Origin of the sequence: Vibrio sp. NC2, from assembly GCF_025195005.1 — a bacterium.
GTDB lineage: Bacteria > Pseudomonadota > Gammaproteobacteria > Enterobacterales > Vibrionaceae > Vibrio > Vibrio splendidus.
Genome location: NZ_JANVFC010000007.1, coordinates 219,876 through 239,528 on the forward strand (window position 1 = coordinate 219,876; position 19,653 = coordinate 239,528).

Here is a 19,653-nt window from a genome sequence, read left to right on the forward strand (position 1 = left end):
ATCTTAGTGAAAACTTAGCCATCATAGTCATTCGCCCATCACTAGAGCAGACTATGAATAAGTTAAGTTTGGACCGAAAAATGCCGCTATACGTGGTGTCTACACTTGCCCTTAATATGGCAGTTAGCTTGTGGTTATTGAGTATGGCTTCTTCGGCAGTCATGGCTTTTTCTGTGTGCGCGTTGTTTTTGCTCAGCACCCTCATTACTGCACGCCTATATCGACATGAAATGGCTCAAAGCAAGAATAGCTTGTCGGAAGCGATCATTGATGGCGTCGCTGGTTTTATCATCCTCGATAGTCAATTGAGGGTAATACAAGTCAATCAACAGTTCTCTAGAGTTTCAGGTTATGCCTTTAATCAAGTCGAGTCTCGCCCGATTTCTGATCTCTGTTTTATGAATAACAGCAGTTTAATATCGACCATTACTCGCTCACTCAAGGAAAACCAGAGATGGAAGGGTGAGTTGAGTGGAGTCAGTCGACTTGGTGAACATTTTACTGTGAATGTGGTTGTCGAAAAGTTAGCTGAAATACTGTCGCACAATAATAAATATGTGGTGACCTTTACCGATATTAGTCGACGCAAAGTATTAGAACGTCGATTAAGAATGTTGGTGGACACAGATTCTCTCACAGGGTGCTGGAACCGTCGCCGTTTTGATAAAGATCTTAACCATTATTCAAACTTAGCGGAGCGCTATGGTTATACACATTCCTGTTTGGCGTTGATCGATTTAGATCATTTCAAGGCCATCAATGATAATCATGGTCATGACCAAGGTGATTCAGCGTTGAAAGAGGTCGCAGAACTGTTGAGAAATAACAGTCGGGACACCGACATAGTCGCGCGAGTCGGCGGCGAGGAGTTCGCTATCTTAATGCCCGAAACTAATTTGGCAGAAGCGTTTGAGGCGATGTATCGATTGAAAGAAGTGATTGCCAAAGGAACAACATTGAACCTGACTGTGAGCAGTGGTGTGTCTGAAATACAGGCACAAGCCGAAGCGACCTATCGCAGCGCGGATAAGGCGCTTTATCGTGCCAAAGGTAATGGGCGAAATAGAGTGTGTAGCTCTAGCCCAGGCTGTGCTACTCCAATTGCCCTTGGTTAGATGCAGGCCGTGCTTGGTTAATCAATCGAGCGGAGCCTAAGCCGAGATTGAGCGTTGGTAAATCTTCGGAGTAAGACCAGACACACGCTTAAACGCACGAGAAAAATGAGATATGTTGGTGTAACCGAGCTGGCTAGAGATGTAGGTCAGCGTATGGCCCTCTTCCATCAGTTCGCAAGCTACCGAAAACATCAGGTTCTCTTTGATCTTTCGATATGTGGTGTTTTCATTTTTGAGTTTGCGTTGGAACGTTCGCACCGAAAAGTTGAGTAGCTCAGCGGCTTCTTCAAGAGAGAGATCTTGTTCTTTCATGTACGGCTTTAGAAGCTCATAAACGCTATCGGTAAAGCTGGTATGCCACTCAATCAGTGTCGGTTTAGCACTGAGTTCTTTAGAGGTTAGGCGAATTGGGAGTTGTAATATTTCTTCAGGAATAAGTACAGCCGTCGACGATTGATCAACAAACAGTTGGCAGCTACTTGGCACCAGTGTTTTGACGACATCGATGTCATGTCCTTGCAGACGCACCTTATTAGGTAACCATGGCGATTGGGATAAAATAGTTATTAATTCAATGATATACGTAATCGCAAAAGCTTCTCCCCATTGAAACATAGGGGAATTGTCTTCCGGGGCAGTACGGCAAAACCAGCTCTGACCGTGTTCTTGAATAAACTCGACTTTGCTGCCTGGGGAGTCGTAGGCAAAGATTGAATTGATCTGTTTTAGTGCATCACCAATGGTTTCGAATTCGGTAAATTGATGCAAGACATTTGGGATGATTCGACGTCGAAATGCGAGTCCAAGAATATCGGTGAACCGAGATACGCCGAGTTGTGCCGATGTAAGATAAATCAAACGCTTAATGGATTCCGATGGCACAAAATCACTTTCTGATTCGATAAGGTCGGGTGGTAAACCGGAATCTTTCAGCAACAGATGTAAATCAAGACCATAGTCAGAAAAAACCTGAACCAGAATTTTAGCGTAGTTCGTTTGAATTACCGGGACTTGGTAGTGACTAGTGGTCATTGGAATACAATCCTGTATATATTGTTGCATTATTAGACGTGCATATCATTTGCAACGTTTTGTTTACTAAATCTAACCCTATTTACTTGAGTTTTCCATCGCTGGGTTTATTTTTAAAGTATTAATTTTGTTGATCTTAGTTATCTAGAAGGGAGTCCCATGTCAGAAACCAAAGGGAATAAGCAAGAAGCCAATGAAGAAGTTGGCCAGCAAGAAAATGGAAAAGATAAAGTAAGAAAGGTCACAAACTACCTACTGTTGTTTGTTGCATTCATGTTGATCTTCAGTGTCATTTCAGACCGAATCATCCCTATTACTGATAATGCTCGTGTAAAAGGTTATATCGTTCCAATCAAGCCAGAGGTGTCGGGTAAAGTACTCGATATTCTTGTTCAACCTAACCAACTCGTTAATCAGGGCGACAAGTTAGCCATTTTAGATGAGTCTGATTACCAAATAGCGGTCCAACAAGCTGAGCAAAATTTAGAGATTGCAGGCCAAAATGTCGGCGCTCAAACCGCGAGCATTGCTTCAGCCCAAGCGAAACTCACCTCAGCCATTGTTGAAAGACAAAACACCAAACTGCAAGCCAAGCGTGTTTTAGAGATGGCCGACAAAGGTGTGGTTTCTAAATCGGATGCAGATAAAGCGCGAGCAGCATTAGCGACCTCTCGAGCTGCGGTTGTTAATGCAGAAGCTGACCTTGACCGTGCTAAGAAACAAATGGGTAAAGAAGGCCAAGAAAATAGCCAAGTGAAAGCGGCGTTGTTGGCACTTGAACAAGCTCAATTGAACCTAGAGCGCACCGTGATTACCGCACCGACACAAGGTGGTGTTTCTAACTTTAGTTTGTCTGAAGGTTTCTATGCATCAGCAGGGCAAGCAATCATGACCTTTGTTTCAACCGAAGATATTTGGATTGAAGCTTATTATCGTGAGAACAGCCTAGGTAACGTTGCTGTTGGTGATGAAGTTGAAGTGGCGTTAGATTTCGCACCGGGCAAAGTGGTAAAAGGGCGCGTAAGTAGTATCGATTGGGGTGTTGATTGGGGGCAAAATGACCAAGCAGGTAAGCTTGCTCAAGCTAGCCAACAAACGGGTTGGTTGCGCCAAACACAGATGCTTCCTATCACCATTGAATTTGATAATGAAGAAGTGACAGGCATGCTCCGAGTGGGTGGCCAAGCGGATGTGATTGTTTATAGCGGTGACAACTTTGTGTTCAACGCGATAGGCAAGGTATGGATTCGTTTGATTAGCGTATTGTCTTATGTCCGATAAGCCGATTCCTGACCAACAAACACAGCAACGGATCCTGCGATTTACTGTCGGGGTCACGTTGGCTGTTTTCTTGGCGGCGTGGATAAACTGGCCACTTGCGTTTGTGGCGCCAGTGTTCACGGCTAAGTTCTTAATTGATAAACCAAATCTCCATAAGGAAACGGTCTACGAATTGCTCTTGGCCGTTGTGGTAACAATGGGGTTAGGTTTATTGCTGTCGCGAGGAATTACCCATTATCCAATCCCATTGCTGATTTTAGTGGGGCTAATGATGCTTTGGGGCTACTACTTGTTTGTCGACCCAAAATGGAACCTGTTCGCCACCATACTGTTGATTGCGGTCTTGATGTTGCCATTCATGGCGATTGATAACCCCGGCGTGTCAGTAATGCTGGCCTCTGGCTTAGCGACCTCTGGTGTGGTTTCAGTCATGCTTTTTGCGTTAGTGCATGTGTTTTTTCCTGAGCCTAAATCGGAGTTCTCAGGCTTCGCTGCTGCACAACTCGAAAAGAAACAGCGTTGGTATGCGGCCTTTAGGGCGATGATTATCTCCTATCCAGTGGTTTGTTTTTTCTTTATTTTTCAAATATCTGAAGCTTTACTGACAATGATGTTCATTGCGTTGTTATCGTTGATGATTACGTCAGAGAAGTCGATAAAGTTGAGCGCTTTTCTGGTGATAAGTAACGGTATCGGGGGATTGCTGGCGATTGCTGCTTTTTCAATCCTTTCGATTGTTCCTAATATTATCTTCTACTCTTTATTCATAGGCTTGGTCGCTATTGTGATCGCCAAGAAGATCTATACGGTTCCCGAAAAAGCGCCAATTTTCGCCACTGCATTTAGTACGTTGTTAGTACTTGTCGGTAGCACTTTGATGAGCTCAGGCGACATCGATAGCAACACTCTTATACGCATATTCCAATTAGTGTTAATTGGTATATATATGATTTTGGCTTCTTTATTCCTAGAAACTCGGAATTGGAAGTTCCTACAAAATCAGCCTTAATTATGTCTTACAAGGATGTCTCATGAAGTTAACCGATGATTTTTCAAAACAGGCGATAGACGCTGCCATCAAGATCGCAGCAATTGCCATGCTCGTGTATTGGTGTTTCTCGATTTTGCGCCCATTTATTCTATTGGTTATTTGGGGGGCGATCATTGCGACTGCGCTCTATCCAGTTGCTGTCGCCATTTCAAATAAGACGGGAATGTCGAAAGGAAAAGCCAGCGCGTTACTGAGCTTTATCGGAGTACTGTTACTGCTCATTCCTTTAGTTGCGCTCTCTTCCGGTATTTACACTAGCGCTTCGGACCTAATGACAGGGCTACAGGACGGAACCTTGTCTCTGCCGAAACCCAAAGAGTCCTTGCAAGATATCCCATTAGTTGGCGAAAGAGTCTATGCCGCCTTGGTCCATGCTTCTTCGAATATAGAGGGCGTGTTTATCACGTATGCAGACGAACTTAAGGTATTTGCTTCTAAAATGGCATCGATCTTAGGCTCATTGGGCGGTGGTTTTGTCCAATTTATTATCTCAACCATCATTGCAGGTGCGTTCATGAGTAATGCCGAAAAATGTCAAACCGGTGTGACTCACTTAGTGGTTCGTTTAACGGATGGCAAAGGCGTAGAGCTTGTGCAGTTATCTAAATCGACTGTGCGCAGCGTTGTGCAAGGTGTGATTGGTGTTGCTGTGATTCAATCTATCATGTCGGCAATTGGTTTGGTTATCGCGGGTGTTCCAGCCGCGGCATTGTGGGCGCTAGCGGTGTTACTGGTCGCTATTATTCAGTTGCCGCCGATTCTTGCTTTGTTACCTGCCATTATTTACATGTTCAGTGTTGAATCGACACTGGCGGCGAGCTTGTTCTTAGTGTGGTGTATTTTGGTAAGCGGCAGTGACGCTATCTTGAAGCCAGTACTACTGAGCCGTGGCTCTCACATTCCAATGTTGGTTATTTTACTCGGCGCACTGGGCGGAATGGCAATGTCGGGAATTGTTGGTCTGTTTGTTGGTGCTGTGATACTGAGTTTAAGCTATGAGCTGATGATGGCGTGGCTTGGGCTTGAAGAGAAAAACCAACAAGAAACTGAGAAAAAACCAGCAGAGGCAGAGGAAAAATAGATGAAGCCAGTCTCTAAAGACGACAACTTCTACTTCTTATTCTATGCACTGTTGGTGTTGTTTTTTGGTTGCGCGGTGATGCAGCAGTTTTATCCGCAAGGCCAAAAAACAATCCTATTTCTCATCATCATTACTCTGGCGAGTTCAATTGTTGGTATCCATAAAGAGCGAGCCTTGTATCGCTCTTGGTACGGGCTGTTATTGATTACGGCGCTAGTGTCTGGTGTGTTTTCGTTTTTGGAAGGCTATAACCTGTCGATAGTGACGCTATCAGCGTTGGCTGTGTTCTTATTTTCACACATTTACTCGGCGTTAAAACAGGTGATGAAAGCAAAAACGGTAACACCCAATCACATTATCGGCTCGATCTGTATTTACTTGTTGTTGGGGTTCGCTTGGTCGACCATCTACTTGTTGATTTTAGAAATATTCCCCAACGCCTTTAATGGGTTAGAAGAGCAAATCTGGCTAACCAATTTGTTTAATGCGATGTACTTTAGCTTTATCACGTTGACTACGGTTGGCTATGGTGACATATCACCAGCATTGCCTATTGCTCAGTTTTTTGTGTTTATGGAATCCATTATCGGCAGTTTTTACTTGGCCATAATGGTGGCGAGTTTGGTGAGTATTCGGCTTACACAGTCTCAATCCCAATAGAGCGGATACAAATAATAGATCATATACAAACAAGCCCGGCAATTGCCGGGCTTGTTCTGTTTTACGCTTTTTAAAGTCAAACCTAGCTTTGAGATTGAACTCCCTATGGGCTACGAATCTTATGCCTTAGTGTGAGCTACAAACCTTAAGCTTCAGTGCCTTGTATCTTCTCTAATTCAGCTATGGTCGTTTGTGACACAAGCTGACCATCCATGTAATAGCTAACGTTTTGACCCTCTTTGATACCTGTCAGAGTTGCCGTTTCACCAGAGGTATAGACGATGTCCATTTGAACCGTGTTTTCGTCAATCTTAATCATCTCACCCGTTTCAATCGTGCGATTGTTTGAAATTGGCCCTACAGGTGCTTCTTTCAGGCTTGGGTCTAGGTCGTCGTTCACTTCGAAGTGTGTATCTGTTTTTGTATCAAATACGTGTGGTGAGCCACTGATTGGGTTTTTGCCTGTCCAAAATTCAAGTGAGTTGAATACGACATAGTCGGCTGCGGTTGTAATACCGTACACAGGCGCTAATAAGAAGTTTACACCTGCACGAGCATAGCGGTTATCGACAACTTCAACGTTAAATTTCATCACTTTCCCTGTTACGGCGTTGCTGCCGATACAACCAGTTAGCGCAGAAGCCAAAACCGTTAGTCCTACAATTTTAAGTGCAATCTTTTTCATTTTAGTACCTGTATAAGTTAGAAGTCTGTTTTGTTGGAACAGGTGTAGTATGGTTTTTATTCGATTCATAGTTTTACCATTTAACGCCACTGACGATAGAAAATTGGTTATGTACTTTAAGCATCACAAGCTAGATCTAGAAAAAACGGACATGGAAAAGCTGGCTACAAAAATCGGAGCATAAAAAAAGCGCGACCTAATAGGGCGCGCTTTTGAGTATTTGGATAAGTCGTAATGAAAACAACGACTCCAATACAGAATTACTTCATCACATATGAATAGGCCGATACGACAAGCCAGCGGAAAAATCGAAATAAAAGGGTAGTGGCTTTAACGGTAAACTTGGCGATTGATACCGTTGCTTCTGCACCAACGCTAACGCACTTATGCAGATCGGATTCTTTGTATTCTGAATAGGTCATATGGTTTCTCATTTCTCGCGGTTGTCTTTCATATGTAAGTAATGACTCCTGTCTGGCGATATACCCTGAGCACGTAATGTACGAACTTTCGCAGAGAGAGATTTACCATTTCATGCCATATGGATTAATAACTAGCCAAAAGAGAAAGGGTTGAGAGAATTTAACGGCATAGCGAGGTGTAACTGATCAAGTTACCGAAAAAATGAGGTTGTATAGTGGTATGATCGCGGGCTCAGCACCATAAGTGATAAAGAATAGGAAACAGAATGACTCACCTTACCGATCAGCAAGAAGCTGCAATGGTGACGTTTAAGGAAAACTTACACCTTCCAAATGGTGGTTTTCATAAACTGATTATCGATCTAAGTAAGGAATATCAGCTGCCTTTTCAAAAGGTGCGCGCCGTTTTAAAGAAAGCTCAAAAAGACGTGGAGCGACAGATACGAGAAGACTTTACCAGTGTTGATGACGCGGTACTGAGCCAAGCCAATTGGGTAAATATCATTAAGTCGAAACTTGTTGAGTTAGCGGAAGAAAATCAAACGGTTATGGATAAGTTGCAACAAAATCTGAAGTATCAAAAAGTGTTGTCGGCAACTAATGGTTCAATTGCAAGTGAAGACGAACGTGATGAGTTGATTGAAGAATTGATTCAAGCTTATGAAAAAGAGGTATTCAAACCTTTACTGGCTATGCTGCATACAACAAAGCTGTATTGGAAATTAATGCTGGTGGATGAGACATGTAAGATGAATGAGGAGAATCGTGAGAAATTCAGTGATTACCCTCAACACATGCAAGCTGGAGAACACTTATATACTCTTGATCAGAAGTTAAGGTCGATGCCGTTAACTTATTAGTCCATGAATGCAATGATAATGACTCATTGGCGATTCAGAGTTTGATATAAGTTGGTTTCAATAGAAGTACGATAACCTAGCTAGCGTTAGCCGCGTGTGAAATGCAAAAAGGGCTAGGTTTCTGTTCTGTTTTACTTCTACTCTATTTTGTTCTGCTAGAGCGAATTGAGGGTGATATCTTTTACATCTTTGGGACTAAACGGTGTTTCTTTTTGTAGCCTATGGGAAATGCTATAGGAGTGTGAAATGTCCTAGGGTGTTTCCGTTGCCTGAAACAATAGTTCCGATGCTTTCTCGTTCATTAAATTCAAAATCGATGAGATAACTGTGATGTTGTAGCTTGGGCAATATGTGGCGGTGGAGTATATCGCTATTGAGCTGTCGAATCTCTGTGACCCATGAAATTTCTTCTTTGTGTAAGTCTATTTTAATCTTGAGCATTTATTACCTTTTAGTTTATTGACTGATTTGTCGCGTGATAGTTGGTACCAATGGGTTTGTCGTGTTGTTCTGCGTGACATAACTGTGCCTTGTGTTTATTACATTTATATTTAAGTGATCGATCTATTTTGACTTCGCTAGCAAAAGAGCAAATGACGATAGATCGGTAGTGAGGATCGAATTTAAAAGCTATTGAATGACTATCTAGGTGAAAGCTGACGCAGAGATGGTGTAACGAGGAAATCGAGAACTGTCTTTGAGGAACTTGGACTTACTTTAGCATTAACAGCTCTATAGATTAGAGCCAAGTGGCGCACTATACGCCTAGTTTTTTGAATTGCAACTCTATTTTTAATTAAATTTAAAAATATTTTTGAATGATTTGCCGTCGCTTGTTGAGAGTTAAATGAGCGAAGGACCGATAATTTGACCATGATACCTGACCGATGTTTGGCTTTGCACCGCTTTGTGTTCTTTGTCATTAGTGGTTTTATTTGTTCAGCTAATTTAGTGATGATTAAGCCTCTGTTATATATGATCTTTACATTGTAAATTTCAATTCGTGACTCTGAGGTTGAGCGTTGTGATTCTGGAGTTTAGCGTTGTAATTTCAGGGTTTTCGAGCACTTTTCCCCATCAGTTTATTCTTCAGATTGATGATCATTTTCCTCTTCGCGTCTTTTTGTTATTTCTGATGCCTAGTATCTCTCCTGACTACGCAAAATATGAATACTCACTTTTACGTTTCTGAATAATAAAGTTGTTGTGCCGCCAGTTTAACGCAAATATAATTGATAATAGTTCTCACTTGCGTTACGGGTTTGTTATCAAAGCAATGACAGACTTTAAATTATCGTTATTTAGCCGTTGTGTACGCACCATACTCGCCTATGAGTAATGTGACTTTCATTGTCATGAGTGGTGGTTAGTATCAATGGCAAAGGAAGAAACATGAAGAAAACAATCAATTCAGTTCGCCAGTTGTTAAGCGGGCTTGCCATCGTTCTTGCATCATCATTACTGATGACCGCTCAAGCGAAAACCGTGACCATTGAACACGTAAAGGGCACGGCGCAGTTTACTGAAGTACCACAGCGCGTTGTGGTACTTGGCTTTGGTAGCTTGGATGTGCTTGATCAAATTGGTGTACAGCCAGTTGGTGCGCCTCATAGCTTGCTGCCCGATTACCTAGCTTCGTACAAAGAAACGACAGCAAATACAGGATCATTGAGTGAACCTGATTTTGAAGCTATCTACATGTTGAAGCCTGACATCATTATCGCGGAAAACCGTATGCTTAAGGTTTACGACAAGCTGGCACAAATCGCTCCAACGGTCATGTTCTCTATTGAAGGTGATAAATACTGGGCTGATGCTCAGCAAAACTGGCGTGCGCTAGGTGACATCTTTGGTAAGCAAGCTGAAGTAGAAGCGATCATTAAAGAGACTCAAGCGTCTATCACGGCGGTAAACGACAAAGTCGCGTCTGACGAAACGTCTGCAATGATGCTGATGAACAACGGTAACAACATTGCGATGTTCAATAAGGGCAGTCGCTTCTCGATCATTTTTGATGATTTTGGTTTCGAGGAGTCAAAGAGTGCGACAGTCGCTCCAATTAAAGGGACTCACGGCAACCTAATCTCGTTCGAATACATTGCTGACGCAAAACCTGAAGTGCTTTACGTTCTTGACCGCGAAAAAGCGATTGGCAAATCAGAAGGTCGCGCACAACAGCTGTTTGATAACCCATTAGTTGCGGCGACACCTGCAGCGCAGCAAGGCAACATCGTTTACCTTGATTCAAGTGCTTGGTATTTGGCGGGTGGTGGCGTGACAGCGATTCACAGAATGTTGGGTGATATTGAGCGTACGATTCAATAGTTACTAATCATCAGATTTTCGGGCTTATAAGAGTGTTCTTATAAGCCCTTTTTCACTTTTCATACGGACTCAAAGAGCCCTACCTTTAGTATTATTTCTATGTTGAAACCCATTGCCGCTGCTGTATTTCTTGTTGTGTTATGCGTTATGTCATTGATGATTGGAGTCGCTGAGATCAGTTTTAGCGATTTCTTCAATGGCAACCAACACGCCAACTCTATTTATGTTGTTAGTCGAATCCCTCGACTGTTCGCGATTGTGCTTGCCGGTGCGGGCTTGAGTGTCGCTGGCTTGATCATGCAACAGATCGTGCAGAACAAGTTTGCCGCGCCTTCGACTATGGGCACCATTGACTGCGCCATGCTTGGGTACATAGTCGGTATTCTGGTTCTGGGCAATGCAGCGCAATGGAGCTACTTAGGTTTCATTTTCGCGTTTGCGGTTCTCGGAACCATGCTATTGGTCCGCTTTCTACAACACCTTAAGTTTAAGAACGCGGTATTGGTGCCTTTGATTGGCATCATGTATGGCAACGTTGTTTCGTCTCTAACAACCTTTATTGCTTATAAGTACGACTTAGTACAAACCATGTCGGCATGGACAATGGCGAACTTTGCGAGTGTGTTGCAGGGCAGCTATGAAATCCTTTACCTCGCAGTGCCTGCTTGTGTGTTGGCTTACTACTTCGCGAGTCAGTTCAGTGCGGCGAGTATTGGCGAGAGCTTTGCGAAAAACATCGGCTTGAATTATCAGAAGATCGTCTTCATTGGTGTTGCATTGGTCGCTATCTGTGCCTCTTCTGTGGTCATGATTGTTGGTGTTATCCCATTCCTTGGCCTTATCGTGCCGAATATCGTGTCGCTGATGATGGGCGATAACATGAAGAAGATTCTGCCTTGGACAGCCTATTGGGGCGTGATCTTGGTATTGGTTTGTGACTTGTTAGCTCGAATCGTCATCTTCCCTTATGAGATTCCAATCTCGATGGTAATCAGCATCTTTGGTGGCTTGATTTTTATCTACCTAATCATGAGAGACAAGTCGAATGCGTGATTCAGTAAAAATTGCGATTCTGACCATCGCGTCTTTGTGTATGGCGGCAGTATTTGTGGGGCAGGGACTTACGTGGGATAACTATGAGTTCTTCTTGTCTCTGCGACTACCTAAACTACTGTCAATTGTGTTGGCAGCGGTGGCGATTTCTGCATCGTCATTGGTGTTCCAAACCATTACTAATAATCGAATTCTAACCCCATCCATTTTGGGCTTTGATAGCTTGTATATGCTGGTTCAAACGGTACTTCTGTTTGTGTTTGGCAGTACCAGTTTCTGGGTGATTGACTCAATCGCAAACTTTTCGATGTCTGTAACTGTGATGATCTTGTTCTCGTTTGCTCTGTTCCATTTCTACTTTAAGAGCAAGCGAAATAACGTATTCACACTGCTTCTGATTGGCATCGTGTGTGGCAGCGTATTCTCGAGCTTAGCGAACTTCCTTGCGATGTTGATTGATCCCAATGAATTCGCGGTGCTGCAGAATGTGATGTTCGCAAGCTTCAATAACGTGAAAGGCGAACTGGTTTACCTCAGCCTTATTCCATTAGGTTTGAGCTTGCTTGGCCTGTGGTTGTTAGCGCCTAAGCTTGATGTGCTTTGGCTTGGTGTCGATAACGCAACAAGCTTAGGGGTGAACACCAAGCGACTGACTCAAATTACTTTGGTGATTGTGTCAGTGATGGTCGCGGTATCGACTGCTTTGGTTGGCCCTGTGTTGTTCTTTGGTTTAATCACCGTGAGCTTAGCTCGTCAGATATTCAGCTCTTACCAGCATCGTGTGCTTATCATCGCAAGCAGCTTGTTGGCGATCGTGCTATTGGTTTCTGGCCAATGGTTTATCGAAAAAGTGATGGCGTTTGAAACCACAGTGAGTGTGATCATTAACTTGGTCGGTGGTTTGTATTTTATGTTCTTGTTGTTACGCACCAGAATTCAGTAAAGGTAGTAAGTAGTGATTAAATTAACAGGTTTAACTAAGAAGTATGGCAAGTCACTCGTGGTTGATGATGCCAGTGCTATGTTCCCGAAAGGAGAAGTGACTTCTATCATTGGCCCAAATGGTGCGGGTAAAAGTACACTGCTTTCTATGGCGAGTCGCTTAACCGAAAGTGATGCGGGCGAGGTCGTTATCGGCGATAAATTACTGGCTGAATGGGATACCAAAGAGCTAGCCAAGCACCTTGCCGTGTTAAGACAATCAAACAACATCAATATGCGATTTACGATTCGTGAGTTGGTCTGTTTTGGTCGTTTTCCGCATTCACAGGGTCGCTTGAAAGACGAAGATCATAAGATCGTAGATACAGCGCTAGAGCACCTTGGCATTACCGACATTCAAAACAAATACCTTGATGAGTTGAGTGGCGGTCAGCGTCAAATGGCGTTTATCGCGATGGTTGTGGCGCAAGATACGGATTATGTGTTTTTAGATGAACCTCTGAATAACCTTGATATTAAACACTCGGTTGAGATCATGCAGACGCTGCGTCGTCTAGCGCATGAGTTTAATAAAGCGGTGGTGATCGTGATTCACGACATCAACTTTGCTTCTTGTTACTCAGATAACATTGTCGCGATGAAGAAGGGCCAAGTGGTTAAGTCGGGTAAGGTCTCGGAAGTGGTTGAAAAATCAGTAATGGAATCGATCTACGAGATCCCATTTGAGATTCGCGAGTTCGATGGCGTTCGAATCTGTATGTATTATTCAGGTCGTTAGATTTCTGGGTCTCTAGTCTGCTTAACCCCCTAGTTGCCGAAATGAAAAGAGCTCCCATATGAGGAGCTCTTTTCGTATGGTTCATATGTCCAAGAAAGCATATTCCCTCTTGTGTTATACGCTAATCTCTGCCGTATTTTTGACATCAGACGAGGATCAAACCGTTAGTTTGATGTCACTCGAAGATCGACTCTTCATTTTTAACAATCATTTGTCATTTTCATGTTGAGAGGTACGAAAACCCATCTACACTATGTTTATAACTGTTTGATTTTTATACGAGGTGTCAATGAGTCGTAAACCTATAGTGTTAGTCGTGGATGACACCCCAAGTAACTTAGATGTGTTAACGGCAATCCTCAAAGATACCTATCAAGTTAAGGTCGCGATTAACGGTACTATCGGTATCAAAATAGCGAAGATGGTGCCACAGCCAGACCTTATTCTCCTTGATATCATGATGCCTGACATCGATGGCTACGAAGTGTGCCGTCAATTGAAAGCTCAGCCAAATACTGCGCATATCCCCATTATATTCGTTACCGCGAAGATTGGCCCTGAAGCCGAAGTAAAAGGCTTGTCCTTAGGTGCTGTTGATTATTTAACGAAGCCAATTACACCTGAAATTGCACTACAACGTGTAAAAACCCATATTGCTCTTTATGACCAACAACGCGCGTTGTTTAGTCAGGTGAAAGAGAAAACCCAAGAGATCAATCTCGGCAAACTGGAAACGCTCAACATATTGGGTAGAGCGGCTGAATTTAAAGATAACGAGACGGGCATGCACGTTATGCGCATGAGCCATTATTGCGAGATATTAGCCAAAGCCTTGGGCATGACAGACGAAGATGCCGAGACCTTGCGTGATGCCTCGCCAATGCATGATATTGGCAAGATTGGCATTCCTGACAGTGTGTTACTGAAGCCAGGTAAATTGGATGCCGATGAATGGACTACCATGCAGAAACACGTCGAGTTCGGTGTTGAAATCCTTGGTAGGCAGGGCGATTCCAAACTGATGCGTATGGCCATTCAAGTCGCGCAGTATCACCATGAAAAGTGGGATGGCAGTGGTTACCCAAACCAGATAGCCGGCGAAGATATTCCATTGGTTGGACGAATTGCGGCCGTTGCTGACGTATTTGATGCCCTGACAGCAGAGCGTCCTTATAAGAAAGCTTGGAGTGTCGATGAGGCACTGAGCTTGTTTGAAGAACAGAAAGGCAAGCATTTTGATCCGACTATCGTCGATATGTTTTTTCTGAAGTTACCTGAGATTCTAGCAATTAAAGAGAAATTTAGAGATGAGTGATCGTTGGGTTGCGCTGATTAATCGTTACGTTAAATCCCTATTTCTGCTCATTGCCTTGACGAGTTTTGTGACAAGCGTGAATGCAGAAACGGCACCCGATCAAGAAGCAAACCGATGGCAAGATACCAAACTTGAAGTGACATTCATTGCGCTGTCTAGTCATTATCCTTACTCATTTATCGGTGATGATGGAAAAGTTGATGGCATCATTCGTGACTGGGCTAATGATCTTGAAGAGCGCTTTAAAGTCAAAGTTAATTTCATTAGCGTGGACTCTCACTCTGAAGCAAAGCAAGCTTTGTTAGACGGGAAAGGCGATGTGTTTCCGTTTCAACAGTTTGATCCCAGTGAAGGAGGACGTTTCCTTCAAACTGATCCTTATATCTCGTACCAAATTGCCGTCATTCTTCCTACCGATGATCACCTCAACAATAAAATTGAGCAAGAGGGCAAGAGGCGAATTGCCATGGTTCGAGATAGTATCGACCTGGAGCGATCTGGCGTGCAGCTTAGTTCGATTGAGAGAGTTGAGTTCGATACGGCCATTGATGCTATTCGCGCATTAGAAGACGGCTCGGTTGATGGTTTGCTGGCTGAGCCTGTGACCACAATGGATCTTGCTCATAAAAGCGGAGTCGAGAATTTAGCGGTCAACCATGTACTTGATCGCTGGAAGAACATCAAAGCAGCCATGGTTATTCGTTCAAATGACAATGAGCTACTTAATTTATTGAATCAACAGATTGCAACGTTTGATATAAGTAAAAAGAACCGAATTCTATCTAAATGGTTAGATGGTTCGCCTTACCGCTCTCCAGTGAAAGGTGTATTTGGGTTCGGGAATCCGCCTTACATGTATCCAGACAGTACGTCAGTAGGGTTAGAGCATGACCTGATGCAAAGAGCTTTGAATGATATGGGCTTTCGACTTGGTGACGTTGTCACTCTTCCTCGAAGTGCTGCTAGGCAAGCCATCGATAACAATAGCTCAATATCGTTTGTTTCTGGCGTTCAACTTGATGACTCTTCATTGCACTTTGTCAGTGACAAGGTGATGGATGTTGATTTTGTCCCAGTATCATTAAAGAGGCGTAAGCTGGATTTGAAGTCGGCAAAAAATTTGTCATTGGGTGCTTTACTGTTCGATGAAACATCGCCGATTAAAAACTCAGTAGAAGTCTTGGAAAGCCAATTGAGCATTGATCGGATAGATGATCTCGACAGCTTAGAGTCGGCGTTTTCCCAACTGAGAGCTCAAAATGTTGATCTCCTGATGGTAGAAAGGCGCGTATTAACCTGGTTTGTCACCAATACCCGGTTTATTGAAATGCGCGAGATTCAGCTCCATGAAGATTATAAAGTCAGTTATCCCATCTACGTGGATTTCAGGGGGGCTGAGCTAAGAGACCGTTTTAATGCCGCATTGGCAAACCTGAAAAGGGAAGACGGTGAGTTTGAACCAATCCTTAGAAGACAAATTAAGAACGACCTGACTCCGGTTCTGAAAAAGGCCGATATTATTGCTCAAATCTCAGCGTACTTTATCGTCAATGATCGCTTTGACGAATTACCTAAGATTTTTGACATATTTGATGCAGATAATACCTTCATGGTTATTTCTGCACTGGCTGATAATAATAAGCGACCGCTTGAATCTTGGTTCCTAGGAGATGTATCAACGTTATCATTGGACAAGAAAAACACCTCGAAATTGTCATCGGTGACGAAAGGCGCTGGATATAAAACACAAACGGGTAGCAGTAATGCCGGGTTTATGACGTTCTATTTTGATGTGGACTCAGTGGAAGGAAACTATGTTTATTTTCCTGCGATTGAACAATTTAATACGTTTGGAGAAGGAGCACAGCGCTATATCTCAGATATTTACCAATCAAACAACTTGACTGGCGAACTTCTGAACCTCAACCAAAATGAACGTCAATGGGTAAAGTCTAATCCAGTTTTGAAAATCGGTATTGATCCTAACTCTTTGCCTTATGAGGCCGTGTCGGGCTCCGGGGAATACATCGGGATGATCGATGATTACCTTAAGCTGATTGAACAGAAAACAGGCTTACGCATGAAACATGTCGATGTCGGCAGTTGGCAAGAGACTCGACGACTCGTGGATCACAGACAAGTGCACCTTGTCTCCGCTGCTGTGGAAAATCGTTCACTTGGCGAAAACGTGAAAGCGGGCAAACAGTTATTTTCTAGTCGTTTGGCCATTGCCTCTAGGCGAGATGTGAATAGCCTTGTCTTAGAAGAGGCTGCTGGTTGGAAAATCGGTATTTTAGAGGGAGGCGCCAACACAGAAGCCATCGTAGACAGTTACCCAGATATAAACTGGTCTCTTGTAGCTGCAACCAATGACGGCTTAGAACGGGTCGATTCTGGTGACCTTGACGCTATAATTGATACCGTCGACATCCTCAATTACTTGATCGATTCATTTGGCTATCGAGGGATTGGTATTATTGGTCGATTGGATTTCTTTTTGTCGCCAACGTTCCACGTCATCAAGTCAGAACCCTTACTCTTGTCTATTGTGAACAAAGCGATTGGCAGTATTTCTGCTGAAGACCACCAAAAAATATCCGCTAAATGGGCCGCGCCAAAATCGATTGAGAAAGTTGATTATGAGTTGGTTTATACCATTTCACTTTTTTCGTTGGTGATCGTCTTAATCATCGTATTTTGGAATAGAAAACTCACAAAGCAAATAGCGATTGCCAATGACGCGACAGAAGCGCTTCGCAAAGCACAACATCAGCTTTATAACATTTTGAACACTTCACCTATAGCAGCGAGTGTGGTTGTCGAGGAACAGGTTCGTTATGCGAATGATACTGCGAAGCGTCTGTTTGGAGTAGAGCGGACAGAGTTGCACTCTATAAATGTTGAAACTATTTATAACTCTCTGTCTGATCGTGATTCGCTATACAAAGAGCTCAACCTCAAAGGTAAAGTCGTAAACCGAGAATTAGTGCTTAGGAAGTTTGATGGAAGTAGTTTTGTGGCTCTTGTTAGTTACTACTTGCTTGAGCTTGATGGGGAAGTAGCAACACTATTTTGGGCATTCGATATATCTGAAATGAAGCGCCTAAACGAACAACTTGAAGAAGAGAAACAGAGAGCCGATCTGGCTAGCCAAGCTAAATCGGAATTCTTAGCCAATATGAGTCACGAAATTAGAACGCCAATGAACGCAATAATTGGTTTGTCTTATCTGGCCATTGGCGAAATATCTAATCCTGTTGCTCGAAACTATATTGAAAAAGTGCACCGTTCGGGGCATTCACTGTTAAGCATCATTAATGACATCCTCGACTTCTCTAAGATAGAGGCGGGACAGCTTGTCATTGATAGCATCCCATTTGATCCCGTGACGACATTCCAAGATGTCATTGAGTTGATGGAATCGAAAGCGGATGAGAAGCAACTTAAGTTGTCTATGTCGATAGATCCAGAGCTAGATACTCCGTTGATTGGCGACCCGTTAAGACTATTCCAAGTCATTCTTAACCTGATTGGTAACGCCATCAAATTTACATCGCATGGGAACGTGACTTTGAATGTTACTCATCTCGAATCCAATGATCGCAGCGTGAGTATGAAGGTGGTTGTTTCCGATACAGGGATTGGCATTTCAGAAGAAAATAGGCACAAGCTCTTTCAAGCATTCAGTCAGGCAGATAGTACTACCACGAGAAAGTTTGGAGGTACTGGCTTAGGGCTAAATATCAGTCAAAAGCTCGTGCAAGCCATGGGCAGTAAGATTTCAGTCGCAAGTGTTTTGGATAAGGGCAGTGAGTTCTCTTTCGTTCTCACTTTGCCTAGGTCAGATACAGAAGAACTGGCGCACTTTAAATCACAAGAGCTCAAGCTGGATTATCACATCGAGTTCAAAGGGCAAAAGGTATTACTGGTTGAAGACAATGAATTAAACCAAGACCTAGCATTGGCATTTTTAAAGCGATCGAAGTTGAATGCTGACTTGGCCGAGAACGGGAAAGAGGCGGTAGTGCTAGCCAAAAATAATGACTATGAAATGATTCTTATGGATCTTCAAATGCCCGTAATGGATGGCTTTGAAGCGACGCGTCAGATCCGTGAGTTTGATACGCAGGTTCCTATTATCGCGATGTCCGCCAATGTGTTTGCTGATGCGAAGCAAAGAGCAAGAGACTCAGGTGTAACGGACTTCTTAGACAAGCCGATTATCATCGATAAAGCGACTTCTTTGATCATCAAATACATCGTGCCGGAGGTGATGGTAGAAGGGAAGGTAGCGTCGTTAGATGGGCAGGCAGAACAACTCGAAGGTCTAACAAGTCAACCTAACAGCATTGATGTGATCAGTGTGTTTTCTCAGCAACGATTTGAACAGCTCACTCATCATGATGCGGAACTACAAAATAAACTGGTTGGGAAGTTCCATAGCAGTGCGCCAAGTATGATGGTTGATGCGTTTGATAATTTGGCACAAGACGATTGGATTACGCTTGAAAGAAACCTGCATACTTTGAAAAGTATGGCAGCGTCGATTGGCGGCCTCCGGTTTGCTGATTTGATGGGAGAGTTAGAAGATAAAGCTCACAATCGTTTGTGTGATGAGCAAGCCCTCAGAGAAGGTGAGGCGAGGTTAGTTGAGTTTATTACAGCAACGGAAAGCCTGATTGTGAAGCCACAAGCAGAATACATGAGTGAAGCGAGTGCGATGGGGAGCGTGGTCAAAGAAGATCAAAGGGTTAAGCTGCTCTCGCTGCTGGAAGCTTATGATAACGATGCAACGCAATACGTGGCCGAGTTACTTGCAGAGTATCCAAATTCTGTTGCGCTTAACGATGTACAACGTGCGTTAGATAATTATGACTTCGAGCGAGCGTGTGAAGTCCTCCACACCTTGGAATAAGCCGCTTTGCTTCGTCGGCATATAACAGTTGCTGTCTTATCGCTATTACTGTCTGAATAACAAGTACTTCAGTATTAAAGCCTTTAACCTTTTGGGTTAAAGGCTTTAAATTTAATCAACTAATCAACTAATCAACTA

The 19,653-nt window shown here is 43.3% G+C and carries 16 protein-coding genes; 12 read left to right on the top strand and 4 right to left on the bottom strand.

Annotated features, from left to right (window positions below):
* The first annotated feature begins 53 nt into the window (after positions 1 to 53).
* Entirely contained in the window at positions 54 to 1,115 is a 1,062-nt protein-coding gene (locus tag NX845_RS12230) for a sensor domain-containing diguanylate cyclase (protein ID WP_108208054.1), read from the top strand.
* Positions 1,116 to 1,151: 36 nt separating this feature from the next.
* Here NX845_RS12230 and NX845_RS12235 read toward each other — a convergent pair whose 3' ends face one another.
* Entirely contained in the window at positions 1,152 to 2,147 is a 996-nt protein-coding gene (locus tag NX845_RS12235) for an AraC family transcriptional regulator (RefSeq protein ID WP_017086385.1), read from the bottom strand.
* Between the two features lie 159 nt (positions 2,148 to 2,306).
* Between NX845_RS12235 and NX845_RS12240 the strand changes: the two genes are divergently transcribed.
* Genes NX845_RS12240 through NX845_RS12255 form a run of 4 tightly spaced genes read left to right on the top strand, consistent with a single transcriptional unit; the run spans position 2,307 to position 6,220 of the window.
* The gene (locus tag NX845_RS12240) at positions 2,307 to 3,428 is read left to right on the top strand and encodes an HlyD family secretion protein (RefSeq protein ID WP_102495089.1); all 1,122 of its coding nucleotides are present in this window, start codon (positions 2,307 to 2,309) and stop codon (positions 3,426 to 3,428) included.
* Entirely contained in the window at positions 3,418 to 4,437 is a 1,020-nt protein-coding gene (locus NX845_RS12245; protein WP_260256848.1) for a DUF2955 domain-containing protein, read from the top strand. The genes NX845_RS12240 and NX845_RS12245 overlap by 11 nt, the downstream gene beginning before the upstream one ends.
* A gap of 22 nt (positions 4,438 to 4,459) precedes the next feature.
* Positions 4,460 to 5,560, top strand: coding sequence for an AI-2E family transporter (locus NX845_RS12250; protein ID WP_017090544.1), 1,101 nt, complete (start codon positions 4,460 to 4,462; stop codon positions 5,558 to 5,560).
* Positions 5,561 to 6,220, top strand: a complete 660-nt coding sequence (locus tag NX845_RS12255) for a potassium channel family protein (protein ID WP_004731606.1) — start codon at positions 5,561 to 5,563, stop codon at positions 6,218 to 6,220.
* Positions 6,221 to 6,365: 145 nt separating this feature from the next.
* Here NX845_RS12255 and NX845_RS12260 read toward each other — a convergent pair whose 3' ends face one another.
* Positions 6,366 to 6,905: a DUF3332 domain-containing protein gene (locus NX845_RS12260; RefSeq protein WP_029222428.1), complete on the bottom strand. Its 540-nt coding sequence runs from the start codon at positions 6,903 to 6,905 to the stop codon at positions 6,366 to 6,368.
* A gap of 260 nt (positions 6,906 to 7,165) precedes the next feature.
* Entirely contained in the window at positions 7,166 to 7,327 is a 162-nt protein-coding gene (locus tag NX845_RS12265) for a hypothetical protein (RefSeq protein WP_162838714.1), read from the bottom strand.
* Positions 7,328 to 7,593: 266 nt separating this feature from the next.
* Here NX845_RS12265 and NX845_RS12270 point away from each other — a divergent pair, with 266 nt between their 5' ends.
* Complete coding sequence (locus NX845_RS12270) at positions 7,594 to 8,187, top strand: hypothetical protein (protein WP_260256849.1); 594 nt, start codon at positions 7,594 to 7,596, stop codon at positions 8,185 to 8,187.
* 231 nt (positions 8,188 to 8,418) lie between these two features.
* On the opposite strand, the gene NX845_RS12275 is transcribed toward NX845_RS12270, so the two are convergent.
* The gene (locus tag NX845_RS12275) at positions 8,419 to 8,628 is read right to left on the bottom strand and encodes a hypothetical protein (protein WP_004731601.1); all 210 of its coding nucleotides are present in this window, start codon (positions 8,626 to 8,628) and stop codon (positions 8,419 to 8,421) included.
* 951 nt (positions 8,629 to 9,579) lie between these two features.
* On the opposite strand from NX845_RS12275, the gene NX845_RS12280 reads away from it, so the two are divergent.
* From NX845_RS12280 to NX845_RS12305, 6 genes are all read left to right on the top strand, one after another.
* Positions 9,580 to 10,512, top strand: coding sequence for a siderophore ABC transporter substrate-binding protein (locus NX845_RS12280; RefSeq protein WP_004731599.1), 933 nt, complete (start codon positions 9,580 to 9,582; stop codon positions 10,510 to 10,512).
* 99 nt (positions 10,513 to 10,611) lie between these two features.
* Positions 10,612 to 11,565 carry an ABC transporter permease gene (locus NX845_RS12285; RefSeq protein WP_102473507.1) on the top strand — a complete coding sequence of 318 codons (954 nt, stop codon included), beginning with the start codon at positions 10,612 to 10,614 and terminating at the stop codon, positions 11,563 to 11,565.
* Positions 11,558 to 12,508, top strand: coding sequence for an iron chelate uptake ABC transporter family permease subunit (locus tag NX845_RS12290; protein ID WP_017086392.1), 951 nt, complete (start codon positions 11,558 to 11,560; stop codon positions 12,506 to 12,508). Before NX845_RS12285 ends, NX845_RS12290 begins: the two co-directional genes overlap by 8 nt.
* Positions 12,509 to 12,520: 12 nt before the next feature.
* Positions 12,521 to 13,285, top strand: a complete 765-nt coding sequence (locus NX845_RS12295) for an ABC transporter ATP-binding protein (RefSeq protein WP_017094730.1) — start codon at positions 12,521 to 12,523, stop codon at positions 13,283 to 13,285.
* A 289-nt stretch (positions 13,286 to 13,574) separates the two neighbouring features.
* A complete protein-coding gene (locus NX845_RS12300) occupies positions 13,575 to 14,600 on the top strand; it encodes an HD-GYP domain-containing protein (RefSeq protein ID WP_102447545.1) in 1,026 nt (341 codons plus the stop codon).
* The gene (locus tag NX845_RS12305; protein WP_108189589.1) at positions 14,593 to 19,515 is read left to right on the top strand and encodes an ATP-binding protein; all 4,923 of its coding nucleotides are present in this window, start codon (positions 14,593 to 14,595) and stop codon (positions 19,513 to 19,515) included. The genes NX845_RS12300 and NX845_RS12305 overlap by 8 nt, the downstream gene beginning before the upstream one ends.
* Positions 19,516 to 19,653: the final 138 nt, after the last annotated feature.